This window comes from Nocardia sp. CDC519, from assembly GCF_059509835.1.
In genome coordinates, this window is the sequence record NZ_CM183377.1 from 741,642 (window position 1) to 757,834 (window position 16,193).

The 16,193-nt window shown below is 66.7% G+C and carries 16 protein-coding genes; 6 read left to right on the forward strand and 10 right to left on the reverse strand.

Annotated features, from left to right (window positions below):
• Positions 1-16: 16 nt before the first annotated feature.
• Positions 17-1,036: a tellurite resistance/C4-dicarboxylate transporter family protein gene (locus tag AC5W7N_RS03255; RefSeq protein WP_495924030.1), complete on the forward strand. Its 1,020-nt coding sequence runs from the start codon at positions 17-19 to the stop codon at positions 1,034-1,036.
• 607 nt (positions 1,037-1,643) lie between these two features.
• Here the strand turns inward: AC5W7N_RS03255 and AC5W7N_RS03260 are convergent.
• From AC5W7N_RS03260 to AC5W7N_RS03270, 3 genes are all read right to left on the reverse strand, one after another.
• Entirely contained in the window at positions 1,644-2,138 is a 495-nt protein-coding gene (locus AC5W7N_RS03260; protein WP_495923226.1) for a hypothetical protein, read from the reverse strand.
• Between the two features lie 364 nt (positions 2,139-2,502).
• On the reverse strand, positions 2,503-3,972 hold the full coding sequence (locus AC5W7N_RS03265) for a catalase (protein ID WP_104362224.1): 1,470 nt from the start codon (positions 3,970-3,972) through the stop codon (positions 2,503-2,505).
• Between the two features lie 50 nt (positions 3,973-4,022).
• The gene (locus AC5W7N_RS03270) at positions 4,023-4,463 is read right to left on the reverse strand and encodes a Fur family transcriptional regulator (protein WP_036532176.1); all 441 of its coding nucleotides are present in this window, start codon (positions 4,461-4,463) and stop codon (positions 4,023-4,025) included.
• Between the two features lie 339 nt (positions 4,464-4,802).
• Between AC5W7N_RS03270 and AC5W7N_RS03275 the strand changes: the two genes are divergently transcribed.
• Positions 4,803-6,155, forward strand: coding sequence for a serine hydrolase domain-containing protein (locus AC5W7N_RS03275; RefSeq protein WP_163816857.1), 1,353 nt, complete (start codon positions 4,803-4,805; stop codon positions 6,153-6,155).
• Between the two features lie 61 nt (positions 6,156-6,216).
• Here the strand turns inward: AC5W7N_RS03275 and AC5W7N_RS03280 are convergent, their stop codons facing one another.
• The 4 genes from AC5W7N_RS03280 to AC5W7N_RS03295 form a co-directional block, all read right to left on the reverse strand.
• Positions 6,217-7,251 (reverse strand): aspartate-semialdehyde dehydrogenase, encoded by a 1,035-nt coding sequence (locus tag AC5W7N_RS03280; RefSeq protein WP_495923228.1) that lies wholly within the window; start codon positions 7,249-7,251, stop codon positions 6,217-6,219.
• Positions 7,252-7,254: 3 nt separating this feature from the next.
• Positions 7,255-8,520, reverse strand: coding sequence for an aspartate kinase (locus tag AC5W7N_RS03285; RefSeq protein WP_163816853.1), 1,266 nt, complete (start codon positions 8,518-8,520; stop codon positions 7,255-7,257).
• 180 nt (positions 8,521-8,700) lie between these two features.
• Complete coding sequence (locus AC5W7N_RS03290; RefSeq protein WP_495923230.1) at positions 8,701-9,276, reverse strand: dihydrofolate reductase family protein; 576 nt, start codon at positions 9,274-9,276, stop codon at positions 8,701-8,703.
• Between the two features lie 31 nt (positions 9,277-9,307).
• Complete coding sequence (locus AC5W7N_RS03295) at positions 9,308-9,871, reverse strand: dihydrofolate reductase family protein (RefSeq protein ID WP_495923231.1); 564 nt, start codon at positions 9,869-9,871, stop codon at positions 9,308-9,310.
• 72 nt (positions 9,872-9,943) lie between these two features.
• Between AC5W7N_RS03295 and AC5W7N_RS03300 the strand changes: the two genes are divergently transcribed.
• The 4 genes from AC5W7N_RS03300 to AC5W7N_RS03315 all read left to right on the forward strand — a co-directional run bounded on the left by AC5W7N_RS03300 (position 9,944) and on the right by AC5W7N_RS03315 (position 12,620).
• Entirely contained in the window at positions 9,944-10,525 is a 582-nt protein-coding gene (locus AC5W7N_RS03300) for a TetR/AcrR family transcriptional regulator (RefSeq protein ID WP_495923232.1), read from the forward strand.
• A gap of 30 nt (positions 10,526-10,555) precedes the next feature.
• Positions 10,556-10,747, forward strand: a complete 192-nt coding sequence (locus tag AC5W7N_RS03305) for a DUF1918 domain-containing protein (protein WP_175586006.1) — start codon at positions 10,556-10,558, stop codon at positions 10,745-10,747.
• Positions 10,748-10,894: 147 nt separating this feature from the next.
• Positions 10,895-11,353, forward strand: coding sequence for an SRPBCC family protein (locus AC5W7N_RS03310; RefSeq protein WP_163816845.1), 459 nt, complete (start codon positions 10,895-10,897; stop codon positions 11,351-11,353).
• A gap of 58 nt (positions 11,354-11,411) precedes the next feature.
• Positions 11,412-12,620, forward strand: coding sequence for a low temperature requirement protein A (locus tag AC5W7N_RS03315; protein ID WP_163816843.1), 1,209 nt, complete (start codon positions 11,412-11,414; stop codon positions 12,618-12,620).
• Positions 12,621-12,641: 21 nt separating this feature from the next.
• Here the strand turns inward: AC5W7N_RS03315 and AC5W7N_RS03320 are convergent, their stop codons facing one another.
• From AC5W7N_RS03320 to AC5W7N_RS03330, 3 genes are all read right to left on the reverse strand, one after another.
• The gene (locus AC5W7N_RS03320) at positions 12,642-13,478 is read right to left on the reverse strand and encodes an ion transporter (protein WP_163816841.1); all 837 of its coding nucleotides are present in this window, start codon (positions 13,476-13,478) and stop codon (positions 12,642-12,644) included.
• 88 nt (positions 13,479-13,566) lie between these two features.
• Positions 13,567-15,186 (reverse strand): GMC oxidoreductase, encoded by a 1,620-nt coding sequence (locus AC5W7N_RS03325; protein ID WP_195020471.1) that lies wholly within the window; start codon positions 15,184-15,186, stop codon positions 13,567-13,569.
• Between the two features lie 151 nt (positions 15,187-15,337).
• Entirely contained in the window at positions 15,338-16,099 is a 762-nt protein-coding gene (locus tag AC5W7N_RS03330) for a sulfite exporter TauE/SafE family protein (protein ID WP_163816837.1), read from the reverse strand.
• Positions 16,100-16,193 lie beyond the last annotated feature (94 nt).

The following is a 16,193-nucleotide window of genomic DNA, read 5'->3' on the forward strand; positions in this document are numbered from 1 at the left end:
GACGCAGGTGACGGCCATGGTCGAAGTGCGCACGAGCCCGGTCGAGAACCTGAAGCCCGCCTGGTTCGCGTCGGTGATGGCGACCGGCATCGTCTCCCGCGCCATCGGCTCGGCCGGCCTGGACACCCTGTCGGCGATCATGCTCTACCTGGCACTCGCGGCCTTCGCGATCCTGATCGTGGCGACGCTCGTACGGCTGGTGAGATTCCGGGCCGCGGCCGTCGCCGATGCCATGAATCCCGCTACCGGGTTCACCTACCTGACCTTCGTCGCCGCGGCCGCGGTCATGTCGACCGGGCTTTCGCGCCGAGACCACCTGGTCGCGGCGCTGACCTTGCTCGCGGTGGCCGCGCTGGCCTGGCTGGTCCTCGGCTACGGCATCCCGGCAGTGCTGATGGTGCACCACCGCGGACCCGCGGGCCTGAGTGCCGACGGCACCTGGTTCATCTGGGTGGTCGCGACCCAATCGCTCGCGGTCGCGGCCACCGCGCTCCCGCAACCTTGGGCGGGGCGCTTCGCGGTACCGGCACTGCTGTGCTGGTCGGTGGGCACCATGCTGTATCTGCTGGTCGCGACGCTGGTGCTGGCCACATTGTTCACCGACACGCTCACCGCCGCGCGCCTGGTGCCCGCCTACTGGGTGTTCATGGGCGCCACCGCGATCAGCGTGCTGGCCGCGGCGCAGCTGCTACACCTCGACGACATACCTTTGCTGACGTCGATGCGGCCGGTGCTGATCGGGGTGGCGGTCCTACTGTGGGCCTTCGGCAGCTGGCTGATCCCGTTGCTGCTGCTCGCGGGCGTGTGGCGACATTTCGTCCAGCACATCCGCCTGGCCTACGAACCGGGCCTGTGGAGCATCGTGTTCCCGGTCGGCATGTACGGCGTCGGCACCAGGGAACTGGGATCGGCCATCGGCGAGCAGTGGATGGTTACCTTCGGCGGCGGCGAAGCCTGGGTCGCGCTCACCGTATGGATCGTGACCGCAGTAGCTCTGCTGCTCAGCTTCCGGAAGAGCCGTGACGTCTCGCGTTGACCTGCCCGGCCGGACCGATCACCCCGCGAGACCGGTCCGGCCGATACAAAGGCACCCCCTCGGCCCCTCCTGACCGCCCACCCCGAGGCAGTCAGGAGGCACCGACCCCCGCCGGGCTCATCCATCGAGTCCCCGCACTCGATGTCACCCCTCCCGGCGTCCCCCGATCCCCCCATCGAGGCCCCACCCCGGCATCCGTCCCCGTCAGGTCCTCCCCGGCCTGCTCCGCTCGGATACCCTCGGGCCCTCCCCGGCCCGGCCCCGTCCGGCACCGGATCTCCCCGGTCCGGTGCCACTGCGGTGGAGATTCCTCCCCCAGCGACGTCCACCGCGATGATCGGACCCTCCCCGGCCCAACCACGCCCCGGGTGACGGCCCCTCCCGGCCCGGCCCCCGGGTGGTCGCCCCTCCCCAGCGACGCCCACCGCGGATAATCGAGCCCTCCCCAGCCCAACCACGCCCCGGGTGACGGCCCCTCCCGGCCCCGCCCCCGCGGCGGCCGCCCCTCCCCAGCGACGCCCACCGCGATGATCAGGCCCTCCCCGGCCCGACCCCCAGGTGACGGTCCCTCCCCGGCCCGTCACCTCCCCCGTTTCGGACCTCGCGACTACTGGCAGTAGTCGAAGGTGCCGAGCTCGGTGCGACCGTCCTTGATCAGGTAGCTGGTCGCGTACAGGTCGGTCTTGGCCACCGGGTTCTCACCGTCGGGCGCGAGCCATTCGACCTCCTGGACGACCAGGTAGGCGTTGGGGTCGTTGCGCAGGACGTCGACCTTGGTGTCGTCCATATCGGCGGCCTTGGTGTCGGTGGCCTTGCCGGTCTCCCACTCGCCTGCCACGGCGAGGGTGCCCTGGGCGGCGTCGACGATGACCGTGCGGTAGCGGATCTGCTGGTTTTCACCGGGCAGGTAGCCCGGCTGGGCGTAGACGACCGGCGAATCGATCTCGATCCGGATCTTGTCGTTCTTGTGGGTGCAGGTGGCCTGCCCGGTGACGGCAGCGCCGGGGACGCCTTCGGTGGCGGCCGAGGCCGTGCCCGCACCGAGAACGAGGGCGGTGGTCGTGGTGGCGAGAGCGAGGGCGGTGGTCAGCTTGCCGATCATCGTCGTTACGTCCTGTTCGGGGTTTCGGTCTGTGCTTTCCGGTGTGTTCCGGTGTTGATACGAACAATGCCGCCCCCGGCTTGGCACGCCCTTAAGAAGAACTTGCAGCCCGGCAATCCCCGCTCGAGCGGCCCCGATCGGCGAAACTGGACCAGTTTGCGGCGCGGCTGCTCGATTCGCGCCATGATGGAAGTACGGCAAGAAGATTGGGAGAGCGTCGATGGAAACCGTGGTCGTCTGGATGCTGGCCTGCGTGATCTACTGGTTCGGTCTGCTGTAGGACCCTGCGGTACCCGCTGGACAGAAAAATCCGCCCCTGACCGGAATGGTCAGGGGCGGAAAGTTTTTTCGAGACGCCGAGGGGTCAGCCGTTGCCATTGAGGCCGGCCCGCACGCCCTCCTCGACGCGCTTGCCGAGCTCGCTGTCGACGTTCTTCCAGTACTCGAAGACCCGGCTCAGCACCGGCTCCTGCACACCGCCGAGCACATGGCCGACGATATTGCTCACCAGGCGGTCGCGCTGTTCATCGTTGAGCACCTCGCGCACCAGGATGCCGGGCTGGACGAAATCGCCGTCCTCGGCGTGCTGGATGTAGCCGGCGCGCACGGCCTTGCCGTCGAACTCCCAGGCACCGCCGTCACCGGCCAGTTCCGGATCGGCGTGCGGGCCGCCGTAGGAGTTCGGCGCGTACACCGGCACCTCCGGCTCGTTGAAGTGATACCGCATCGCGCCTTCCTTGGAGTAGGTGTTGACCTCCGCGGCGCGCGGCGCGTTCGGCGGCAGCTGCGCGTAGTTGGTGCCGATGCGGTAACGGTGCGCGTCGGCGTAGGCGAAGACGCGGCCGAGCAGCATCTTGTCCGGCGAGAACCCGATGCCGGGCACGATGTTGGACGGCTCGAACGCGGCCTGCTCGATCTCGACGAAGAAGTTGCGCGGGTTACGGTTCAGCGTCCACTTGCCGACCTCGATCAGCGGGTAGTCCTTCTTGGACCAGACCTTGGTGAGGTCGAACGGGTTGAACCGGTAGGTCTCCGCCTCGGCGACCGGCATGATCTGCACGTAGACCGTCCAGCTCGGGAAATCCCCGCGCTCGATGGCGTCCCACAGATCCTTGCGATGCAGGTCGGGGTCGGTGCCCGCGAGCCGGTCGGCCTCGGCCTGGGTGAGGAAGTCCTGGCCCTGATCGGTGCGGAAGTGGTACTTCACCCATACCCGCTCACCTTCGGCGTTGATCCACTGATAGGTGTGCGAGCCGTAGCCGTTCATGTGCCGGTAGCTCTTCGGGATGCCGCGATCGCCCATCAGCCAGGTGACCTGATGCGCCGATTCCGGGCGCAGCGTCCAGAAATCCCACTGCATGTTGTGATCGCGCAGACCCGAACCCGGCAGCCGCTTCTGCGAGCGGATGAAGTCGGGGAACTTGATCGAGTCCTTGATGAAGAAGACCGGGGTGTTGTTGCCGACGAGGTCGTAGTTGCCGTCCTCGGTGTAGAACTTGATCGCGAAACCGCGCGGGTCACGCCAGGTGTCCGGGCTGCCCTGCTCACCGGCGACGGTGGAGAAACGCACTAGCGATTCGGTGCGCGCGCCGGGCTGGAACAGCTTGGCCTTGGTGTACTTCGCGATCTCCGGGTTGGTCACCACCAGTTCGCCGTACGCGCCGGAGCCCTTGGCGTGCACGATGCGTTCCGGCACCCGCTCCCGGTTGAACTGCGCGAGCTTCTCGATCAGGTAGTGGTCGTGCAGCAGAACGGGGCCTTGGGTTCCCGCGGTCAGCGATTCGTTGTCGCTTTCGACGGGAATGCCGGTGTTGGTGGTTGTCGGCTTGGTCATAAAAGCCTCCTCGGCTGTCAACGGACCCGGGATGGGCTGACCCGGGACTGTCAGAGTGTCGGCCGTCGGTCCGGACGGCAGTTCGGGCACAGGCCCCAGAACACGACCTCCGCCTCATCGATGGCGAAACCGTGTTCGTCATCGGGTTGCAGGCAGGGGGCGCTGCCCACGACACAGTCCACGTCCACGACCGTGCCGCAGTTTCTGCACACCAGGTGGTGATGGTTGTCGCCGGTTCTGGCCTCGTAGAGCGCCGCCGACCCGGCCGGCTCGATGCGCCGCAGGATGCCGGCGCGGACGCAGGCATGCAGCACGTCATAGACGGCCTGGGTGGAGACCGAGCCCAGCTGTTGCCGGACGGTGACAGCGACGGTGTCGGCGTCGGAATGCGGACGAGCCGCGACCGCGTCGAGCACCGCTACCCGCGGGGCGGTGACCCGCAGACCGGCCGCGCGCAACTGCTCGCGGGGATCGGTGCTGTCGGTGTGCATACTTCGAGTCTCCACCTTTTCTGGAATTAGTCAAGAAAATAACTGGTGAGTTGCCGAACTGCGGCGTGTGGCCAAAGTGTAGTGCCGCACGTCACATCTTCGGCCCGGAATAGTCCGCCCGTGCGGCTCGTTGAACCCCGCTGTCGGCATCCGAGCAGCCCCGGGCCTCACCCCATCTGTCGCTTCGAGCGACCACTCGCCGAGAGGCGCTTGCCGGGTGTCGATACCAGTGGTGACGTCGGCGTGGGCGTCCCGCGACTCGGCGCCGCCAGGTCCCCCGACCTGGCGGCGTTTCGCATATACCGGCCCCGCCCGGCCTCCGGCGCTAACCTGATCCGCATGGGGCGTTTCGGTGGACTCCTCGTAGGGGTCACAGCGGTTGCGTTGGTTGCGGGGCACGTCTTCGCCGCGTCCGCGGCAGCGGCGCCACCGCCTGCCCCGGCGGAGTGCTCAGTGCACTCGGGACGCCAACTCGAGCGAGCCGAACCCGAAGCGGTAGGGCTGGATTCGCAGCGCCTCGCCGAGGCGCTCCAGTTCGCGAGCACCCGGAATCGATTGAACGTCCAGGTCTTTCGGCACAACTGCCTGATCGGCGAGGGCCCGACGAACGCGCAGACCGGCAACGTGGCCTGGAATGTCTGGAGCGTGACCAAGTCCATCGTGTCCCTGCTCGCCGGAATCGCCTCGGACCAGGGCAAGCTCGATATCTCCTCGCCGATCGGACGGTATCTGCCCGCGGGTCTCGGCGACGAGCAGCGGCGCTCCATCACGGTCGAGGATCTACTGACGGAATCGTCGGGGATGCGCGTCGGCGTGGTCACCGAAGGCATCACCGGAGTGATTCCGCTCGATCCGAACAGCGCGGTGCAGGCCCTCGGAGTGCCGCTGGATCACGAACCGGGCACCGTATTCAGTTACAGCCAGCGCAATGTCGACCTGCTGGCCTATGTGATGGAACTGGCCGTCGGCGAACCGCTGCAGCAGTTCGCCCAGCGCGAGTTGTTCGACCCGCTCGGCATCGCGCGCGGCGACTACTACTGGGCCCGCGACCGAGCAGGCCACACCTACGGCTACGCGCACCTGATGATCCCGCCGAACGATCTGGCCAAGCTCGGGCTGCTCGTCGCCAACGACGGACGCTGGGGCACAACGCAACTGGTCTCACGCGCTTATCTGGACAAGGCCCGCTCCCCGTCGGCGACCAATCACTGCTACGGGTACCTGTTCTGGCTCGGACCCTCCTGCGCGGAGAACGCGAGCTTCCTGCCACCGGACATGTACTCCATGGCGGGTATGGGCATGCAGAACGTCTTCGTCTTCCCCAGCCAGGATCTGACCGTGGTGTGGACCGGGATGTTCGGCAATGTCAGCGCGCACGGCCCATCCGGCGTCATCCAGAACCAGGCCGAACTGCCGCACGAATTCTTCCGCAGGCTGTTCGCCGCCTTCCATGAGCCGCCGGTCGCCGACCCGGGCCCGTACGTCGAACCACCGCTGACCTTGGACCCGAATGCCTTCATCGACAGCGATATCCTGCTGGCCATCGTCGGGGTGGGGCCGTCGGCCTATCCGGGCTGCAACGTCTTCGCCTGCCTGAACCAGCCGCTGCGCCCGCCCTTCAGCGACGCCCCACCCGGCTGCGCCATCCTGGCCTGCCTCGGCCCCGATCCGCGCACACCGGGCATCCGCTGACCAGACGAGCCCGGCCGCCGCTGTGCAGCGACGGCCGGGCTCGGTCGTGAGAGGTAACCGCTCAGAGGTCGGCGAGCAGGACTTCCGCGATCTGAATGGTGTTGAGCGCGGCGCCCTTACGCAGATTGTCACCGGAGATGAACAGCGCGAGGCCGCGGCCGTCGGGCACACCCGGATCCTGCCGGATCCGGCCGACCAGCGACTCGTCGTGCCCGGCCGCCTGCAACGGCGTCGGCACGTCGACCAGCTTCACGCCCGGCGCCTTGGCCAGGATCTCCTTCGCCTGCGCCACCGACAGCGGCTGATCGAACTCGGCGTTCACCGACAGCGAGTGCCCGGTGAACACCGGAACACGCACGCAGGTGCCGCTGACCAGCAGGTCGGGCAGGCCGAGGATCTTGCGGCTCTCGTTGCGCAGCTTCTGATCTTCGTCGGTCTCGCCGGAGCCGTCGTCGACCAGCGAACCGGCCAACGGCAGCACATTGAACGCGATCGGCGCGACGTACTTGTTCGGCGCGGGGAAATCGACCGCGCCACCGTCGTGGGTGAGCTTCTCGGCGTCGTCGATGACCGCGCGCGCCTGCGAGGCCAGCTCTTCCACGCCGGCCAGGCCGCTACCGGACACCGCCTGGTAGCTGGAGACGATGAGCCTGCGTAGCCCGGCGATCTCGTGCAGCGGCTTGAGCACCGGCATCGCGGCCATCGTGGTGCAGTTGGGGTTGGCGATGATGCCCTTGACCAGGTTGCGGGTCTGCTCCGGGTTCACCTCGCTGACCACCAGCGGCACCTCGGGGTCCTTGCGCCATGCCGAGGAGTTGTCGATAACGGTGACGCCGGCAGCGGCGAAACGCGGCGCCTGCACCCGCGACATCGTGGCGCCCGCGGAGAACAGCGCGATATCGAGGCCGGACGGATCGGCGGTCTCGGTGTCTTCCACCACGATCTCACCGCCGCGCCACGGCAGCTTCTTACCCGCGGACCTGGCCGAGGCGAAGAAACGCACCTCGTCGGCCGGGAAGTTGCGCTCCTCGAGCAGCTTGCGCATGACGGCGCCGACCTGACCGGTCGCGCCGACGACTCCAACCCGTACACCCATGATTTATCGCCCCGTTCCGGCGTGGACGACGGCGACCTCGTCACCGCCGAGATCGAAAGCCCGGTGCAGCACCTTGACCGCCTCGTCGAGCTGGGATTCGGCGACCAGCACCGAGATGCGGATCTCCGAGGTCGAGATCAGATCGATGTTGACGCCTGCCTCGGCCAGCGACTCACAGAACGTCGCGGTGACGCCGGGATGGGACTTCATGCCCGCGCCGACGAGAGAGACCTTGCCGATGTTCTCGTCGGAGCGGACCTCCGAGAAACCGATCTCGGCCTTGCGCTCGGTGAGGATCTGCACCGCGCGCACCAGTTCGGTCTTGGGCAGGGTGAAGGTGATGTCGGTCTTGCCGGTCTCCACCTCGGAGACGTTCTGCAACACCATGTCGATATTGATTTCCGCGTCGGCGACCGCCCGGAACACCTTGGCGGCGTAGCCCGGTTCGTCCGGCAGGCCGACGACAGTCACCTTGGCCTCGCTGCGATCGTGCGCAACGCCGGTCAGGATTGCCTGCTCCATCGGGATGTCCTCCATCGATCCGTAAACGGTGGTGCCCACCTTGTCGGTGTACGACGAGCGCACATGCACGGGCACGTTGTAGCGCCGCGCGTATTCGACACAACGCAGCATCAAGACTTTCGAGCCACACGCGGCCATCTCCAGCATCTCCTCATAGGAGACCTGCTCGAGCTTCTGCGCGTCGGACACGATGCGCGGGTCGGCGGTGAAGATGCCGTCGACGTCGGTGTAGATCTCGCAGACATCGGCCTTCAGCGCCGCGGCCAGCGCGACCGCGGTGGTGTCGGAGCCGCCACGTCCGAGGGTGGTGACGTCCTTGCTGTCCTGGCTCACCCCCTGGAAACCGGCGACCAGCACGATCAGGCCGTCGTCGAGGGCTTCGCGGAGCCGGCTCGGGGTGACGTCGATGATCTTGGCCTTGCCGTGCGCGCCCGTGGTGATGACGCCGGCCTGCGAGCCGGTGAACGAGCGCGCCTCCTCGCCGAGGGCGTGGATGGCCATCGCGACCAGGGCGTTGGAGATGCGCTCACCCGAGGTGAGCAGCATGTCCATTTCCCGCGCCGGGGGTTCCGGGGAGACCTGCTGGGCGAGATCGAGCAGCTCGTCGGTGGTATCGCCCATGGCGGAGCAGACCACGACCACCTCGTGCCCCTGCTTCTTCGTTTCGACGATCCGTTCAGCGACGCGCCGGATACGCTCGGCCGACGAGACCGAGGATCCTCCGTACTTCTGAACAACGAGAGCCACGACAGGGTCCTCCCAGATCGACGAAAAGCTTATTCCGGTGATTCAGCGTACCGGCCCGCATCCAGCGATTTCGGGCCTACCTCCGAGCCTGTGGAAAAGGACACAACCGTGCCGGATCTCGTTTGAGATCGATGCCGACGGGCTATTGCCGCCGGTGATCGCCCTCGTCGACGGCGAGCGTCAGGCGCGGGTGAGCCAGGTGACCTGGGTGCCGTTGCCGAACTCGCGCCGCCTGGTCGGGGTGAACCGAGTGGGCCGGAACGGGCCGTCGAACGCGCGGACACCCGCGCCTGCCGATACCGGATAGCTCTTGATGACGAGTTCGTCGATCTCGTCGATCAGCGCACCGGCGAGTGTGCCGCCGCCGGCCAGCCAGATATCAAGGCCGTCCTCCTGCTTCAACCGCCGCACCAGCCCGACCGGATCCGATTCCACCAGCTGCACACCCGGGTCATCGATCGTGCCGAGCGTGCTGGACACGACGTATTGACGTAGCTGCGGATACGGGCTGGTGATGCCGACGGCCAGCCCTGGTTCGTAGGTGCCGCGCCCCATCACCATGGTGTCGAAATTCTTGCTCGGCGTGCCCTCGGCGATACCGAAATGCGGCCAGACATGGGCAGGCAGGGTTTCGGGATAGTCGGCCGCGATCCATTCGGTGAAGTCGGAGGGGAGCGGGAAGAAATCGATGCCGCCGTCGGGTCCGGCGATATAGCCGTCGATGGACATGCCGACGTAGTAGACGAGCTTTCGCATGGGGTCCTGCTTTCTGTGGTGAGTGAGTCGATCAGGCACGCGCATACCAGGTGACCTGGTTGCCGCTGTCGAATTCCTTGCGCCGGACCGGAGTGAACAGCGTCGGATCGAAGGCGTCGGCGAAGGCGGGAATGCCCGCACCAGCGACGACCGGGTAGCTCTTGACGATCAGCTCGTCGATCTCGCCGACCAGCGCGCCCGCGAGCTTGCCGCCGCCGCAGAGCCAGATATCGAGGCCCTCGCCACGCTTCAACCGCTGGACCAGGGCGAGCGGATCGCCGGGCACCACCTCGATGGCCGGATCGGCTTCCGGCGCGAGAGTCGACGAGAAGACGTATTGCTTCAGATGCGCGAAGGGGTTTGCCGGACCGACGGCGTAGGTACCGCGGCCCATCAGCACCGTGTCCCACTCCCGGTTCGGCGAATCCACCGCCATGCCGATATGCGGCCGGGCCGCGGTCGGGATCGAATCCGGGAACTGCGCGCACATCCATTCGGTGTAGGCGTCGCTGCCCGGATAGAAGTCGAACTGGTTGTCGGGGCCCGCGATGTACCCGTCCAGCGAGACGGCGACGTAGTAGACGAGCTTTCGCATTTGAACCACCTGAGATGTTGTACTCTGTTTGTAGTGGTTTCAACGTAGTACTACAACTGGAGTGGTGTCAAGGTGAGAACGAATCCGGAGCGCAGGGCCGCGTTGCTCGACGCGGCCATCGAGGTCCTGGCCCGCGAGGGCGCGCGTGGACTGACATTCCGCGCGGTGGACAAGGAAGCCGGCGTGCCCGCGGGCACGGCCTCGAACTATTTCGCCAACCGCGACGACCTGATGACCCAGACCGGCAGCCGCTTCTACGAACGCCTCGAGCCGAGCGCGGCGATGATGGCCAAGCTCGGCGGACCGAAGACGAAAGAGACGATCACCGAGCTGATGACCGACGTGGTGGACCGGCTGGAAACCTTCCGCACCGGTTACCTCGCCCTACTGGAACTGCGCTTGGAGGCGACCCGACGGCCCGAACTGCGCGAAGTACTCACCGAACGAGTCCGCGCCGATATCGAATTCAACGTCCGCAACCACATCGACTCCGGCATGCCGGGCGACGAGGACACAGTGCTGCTGCTGTATCTGGCGCTGAATTGGCTGATCGTCGACCGGCTCACGCTGCCGGGCATCTTCACCGAAGAACAGAGCAGGCATCTGATCGAAACGGCGGTCGCTCGGGCCATAGCAGAACAGGGCGGGTTGTGATGTGCACCACGCTCCCCGATAATGGGAGCCATGATGGCGAACGTCGGAGATCGGCTCCATGTGCACGGTCACATCGTGGGCGACCATGATCATCTCGGCGAGATCGTCGAGGTGCGCGGACCGAACGGGTCGCCCCCGTATATCGTGCGTTTCGAGGACGGACACGAGTCGCTGATCTACCCGGGCCCCGATGCGACAGTGGAGCCGTCGGGGTCGAACTGAAACATCACATTTCGGTCACTTCGCACGCCCGCAGCAACCGTCGACCAACCGTATAGCTACCTACGGAACCGTAGGCTCAGTGTTGACGATCACTGTGCCGCTGGGCACAATCGGCGCGTTGGTAATGCGGGGGTGCGGAGGTAAGACATGCGTACGAAGACCGATATCCGATTCGTCGTCGACACTGACCCCGCACAGGTCATGGACGCGTTGGCAGCGGTGGAAATGCTCCCGGATTGGTCGTCGGCCTATACCGATGCCCGCGTCGCCACCCGCGACGAAGAAGGCAGGCCGCGCCGGGTTTTCGTCAAAGCGGAAATGCTCGGCAGCTCCGACCTCCAGGTCCTGGAATACGACTGGGAGGGCAACCGCTCGGCCTGGGAGGTCGTCGACAGCACGCGTGGCGTGAAGGGCGGAGGCTTCTTCGAGCTGAGCGAGTCCGATGAGGGCACCCACGTCTGGTACCACAACGAGTTGTACCTGCCCATTCCCGTTCCCGGCTTCCTGCTCAAGCGCTCCGTGCGCCGCGCGAACGAGGCGATGGTGGAGACGTTCATCGAATTCGCCGAACGATTTCCCGAAACGGAGACGTTTCAAACCGCTTGATGACTGAGCCCGCCCGTCGGGCGGGCATCGCAGGCTCCGACCTGCCACGATGTCATCCATGATCGGATCCAAACGAGCCCGGCTGCAGCCGATGGCCGAGGGCTCCTCGGTGACCCAGCTCGAACTCTTCTTCGACCTGGTCCTGGTCTTCGCGTTCACGATGGTCACCGACCTCGCCTCCGAAGAGACCACCGCGAAGAACCTGCTGCGTGCGCTGTTGTGCCTGGCCCTGATGTGGTGGCTGTGGATCTCCTACTCCTGGCTCGGCAATCTCGTCCGCGCCGACGAGGGTATCGCCCGGGTGGGCATGTTCGTGGCCATGGGCGGCGCGTTCATCGCCGCACTCACCATTCCCGAAGCCTTCGACGACCTCGACGGCGGATGGTTCGGGCCGCTGGTGTTCGCCATCGCCTACCTGGTGGTGCGGCTGGTGCATCTGGCCCTGATGTGGCTGGCCGGCGAAGGCGATCCGAAGCTGCGAGCGCAGATCCTGCGCTGGGCACTCGGCTCCATCACCCTCGGCACCACGCTCCTCGTCGTCGCGGCCCTCGTCGACGGCAGACTGCAGATCGCGCTGTGGATCGCCGCGATCGCGGGTGACTGGGTGTGGACCCGGTTCGCTGGCACCGAATGGCGGCTCGCCTCCGCCAGTCATTACGCCGAGCGGTACGGCCTGATCATCATCGTGGCACTCGGCGAATCGATCGTCTCCATCGGCATCGGCGTCGCAGGCCTGCCCATCTCCTGGCCGATCACGCTCGCATCGATGCTCGGCCTGGCCATCTCGGGCCTGCTGTGGTGGGCCTACTTCGACGTCGCCGCGCTGACCGTGGAGCACGCCCTGACCGAGGCCACCGGCGCACGCCAGATCAAGATCGCCCAAATGTGCTACATGTACTGGCATTTCCCGATGATCGCCGGCGTCATCGGGCTGTCGCTGGGGTTGAAGAAGGTCCTGTACTACGTCGGCGACGAATCGGACCACAGCCTCAGCGACGCCCTGTACGGTATCCCGCTCGGCGCGCTCTTCGGCGGCGTCGCCCTGTACCTGGTGGGTCTGGTCGGGTTCAAGCATTACGCCACCGGCAATCTGTCCGTGGCCCGGATCGTCACGGCGATCGTGTTGGTCGCCCTGATCCCGGTGGCCGCCATGCTGCCCGCACTGGTCACCTTGACGATGCTGTTCGTCGCGCTCGGGGCGTTGATCGGCTGGGAAACCATTCGGCACGCCGGAGCGCGCGACCGGATCCGCCACGCCACCGCATGAGCCCGCCCGAAGGGGCGGCGCTCAGCGCGGAAAGTGATGGCGCACGGTGCGTTCCAGCGGAGTGGGACCATAGGCGGACGGTGGCACCTTCACCCCGTTGCTCAGCGCGTCGCGGATCTGGTCGATGTTCTCCCGCAACAGATCCGAGACGAGTTCGTCGGTGCGCGGATCGTCGAGGAACTGGAACAGGATCCGGAAGACGGTATCGGCGACCAGCCGGATGATGTCGTCGTGGAACGGCAGGTAGCGGACCCGGCCGGCCTGCGGATCGTTCTTGATCAACTCGACGATCATCTCGTCGAGTTCCTTGCGGTTCTCCTCCAGCGCCGCGGCGATGTTCTGGGTGTAGTGGCCCGCGCGCAGGGCGTGGGCGACCTCGTCCAGCACGGCCATGGTGACCGGCTTCTTGATCGTCTCGACAATCGTGCCGACCGAGCGGTTGACCACCGCGGCGGTCACCCGGTCGCCGAAGACCCGGTCCGCCACCCTGGCCAGCCGCACCAGGATCACCACGATCCGCAGCAACCGGAATCCACGCAGCCACGGGCTGGTCACCGGGATCATGCCGAGCACTTCGTACCAGTAGACGAACGGGAACGTCCACGGCCAGCCCGCGCGATGCCACCGCCAGAGGAACTCGACGGCGAAGATCGCGCAGATGGTGTAGTCGGCGATCACGATGGTGCGGTAGGTCTGCTCGGAGACCTCGAAGAAGGTGATCCAGCCGACCAGCACCACCGAGGCGATGGCCAGCCCGAGCATCAGGAAATCGGTCCACAGGGTGGGCGGTTTGCGCGGGTATTCGCCGGGTTCGGGCACCTCGTCCAGTTCATAGCCGGTGGGCGACGTTACTGCCACGTGAGGATCCCTTCGCTGCCGAACAACCCAGCCGACGGTAATACCGCGCCGCGGCGGGCACGCTGATTTCGCGCTTCGTCGCGGCGCGTCACCGTCCGGCGCGGATGATGGCCTCGATATTGCGTTCGGCCAGCGCGGTAATGGTCAGCGACGGATTGACCGTCGCGGTGCTGCCGGGGATCGCCGCGCCGTCCATGACGTAGAGCCCGGGATGACCGTGTACCCGGCCGTACCCGTCGGTGGCCCGGCCGAGCACAGCACCGCCCAGTGGATGCGCGGTGAACAGGGCATTCGCGTCGTAGCCGAGAGCGCTGTATTCGACCAGCGCGCCCGCCCGCTCGGCGATCCCGCGGTCGACGGCGCGGGCGGCGGCCACCGTCTCGTCGCGGTTGCGGGTCGACCAGCTCAGCCCGACCGAATCCGTGCCTCTGTCATATCCCATCCGGGTGCGGGTCGGATCGAGCACCATGCCCAGGGAGGCCAGGGCTCCGGTTTCGAACGGGATGCCGGGGATGTACCAGTTCTCCAGGGTGAGTGGTACCGCGGAATCGTCGTAGATCCGGCTGGCGCTCGGTACACCCTGGCCGAAGCCGGCCACCGAGCTGGCGCCACGCGCCAGCACCACATCGCCATTGGTGCCCCAGCCGTCGCCGATGTGCTCGTTGAGGTTGGGCAGCGCGCCGGTGGCCTGGGCGCGGACCAGCAGTTCGGTGCTGCCGATGGAACCGGCGCCGAGGAACAACTGATCGCAGGTCAGGGTGCGGGTGCGCAACACGTCACCGGTCGGGGCCAGTTTCGTCACGGTGACCGAATAGCGTCCGCCGCTCTCCTGCGCGATGGCGTCGACCCGGTGACCGGGGAACACTCCGCAGCGGCCGGTCTGCTCGGCGTAGCGCAGATAGTTCTGGTTCAGATCGAATTTCGCACCGTTGGAATTGCCGAGATTGCTGCGCGCCACCGTCGCCGATGGCCTGCTGCGCCCGGCCAGTTCGTCGCGCAGGATGTTCCAGCTGAAAATCGAATCGTTGGGCACCGGCTGATATCCGGCCTTGCGGACCTGATCGTCCCAGGCACGCGAATGCGTGAACGGCGCCGAGTGGTAGATGTCGGCGGGCATGGCGTCCAGCCGCAGCATCTGCCGCACGCGTGGGTAATAGACGCGCTCGAGTTCGCCGTAATCGACGACGCCGCCGAAGACATGGTCGAACAGGCTGCGCTCGGGCGCGATCATGACACCGCTGAACACGATCGAGCCGCCGCCCACCGCGGCCGCGCGCCACACATCGATTCCCGGGTATTCGGTGACATCGAGGACCCCGCCGAAACTGGCGAACTGCATCGGCACCTTGGTCACCCCGGTGAAGGAGGTGCGGTGCCAGAAGCCGCGGCCGTCGGGCAGGTCGTCGCCGGTGAAGATCTCCCGCCACGGATCATTGGGCCAGCGCGAGCCGCGCTCGAGCACCGTGGTGGCAACGCCGGCCTGCGCCAATCGCAGCGCCGTAGCCGAAGCGCCGAAACCGGAGCCGACGACGATCGCGGGCGAATGGTCGGCCGGATCGGGCAGCGGCGCGAAGATCTCCGGCACCCATTCACGGAACAGTGCATCCCAGATCGGATCGGCATTCGCCGTGACCGCACCGGCCGTCGATCCGAGGACCCCCAGCATTGTCGCCGCACCCACCGCCTCGAGGAAGGCACGCCTATCCACTTCTGCCACCTCCAAATTCACGCGCGCGGCCGGGGGAAGATTACCGGCAATCGCCAATGTTGAACAGCCGCTGTTCACCCGGCCGCACCCGTGATGGAACGATCTTCCTTATAGAGAGATCTGCAGAACAGGCTCTGCCATTACCGATCGGTCATGAAGTGAGCAGCCGGACCACCGCGACGGTGCCGACGACGACGATCACCGCGCGCAGAACCGTGGGTGAGAGCCTGCGTCCGACGCGGGCGCCGAGCTGCCCGCCGATGATGGAACCGGCCGCGATCAGCGCGACGGCTTCCCAGGCGATATCGGCCACCACGATGAAGATGGCCGCCGACACCGCATTCACCAGCAGCGCGAGCGTGTTCTTCACCGCGTTCAGCCGTTGCAGATCGTCGTGCACGAACACACCGAGCAGGCCGATCAGCAGCACGCCCTGGGCCGCGCCGAAATAGCCGCCGTAGATACCGGTGGCGTAGATCGAGCCGAACAGCACCGGACCGCCGTGCTCGGGGGTGTTGTCGGCGTCGCGGCGGCTCTTCACCCAGGCCGCAAGCCGCGGCTGCACCACCACCAGCACCAGGGCCGCGATGATCAGCACCGGGACGATGGCCTTGAACGCCTGTTCCGGCATGGTCAGCAGGGCCACCGCGCCGGTGATCGCCCCCAACAGCGAGGCGACACCAAGCCGCAGCAGCCGGGCGCGCTGACCGGACAGTTCACGCCGGTACCCGATCACCCCGCTGATCGAGCCGGGCACCAGCCCGACGGTGTTCGATACATTCGCTGTCACCGGCGGGTAGCCGATCGCCAGCAGCACCGGAAAGGTGATGAGGGTGCCGGAGCCGACGATGGTGTTGATTCCGCCCGCGGCCACACCGGCCCCGAAGACGGCCAGCTGTTCGAGCCAAGTCATCCATGTTCCTCACGTCCCGTCGGGCCGGGCAGGCCCGTACAAGCGCATCCGGTCACCGACGCTATCGGTACCGCCCTTCCGTCGCCGAATCCGG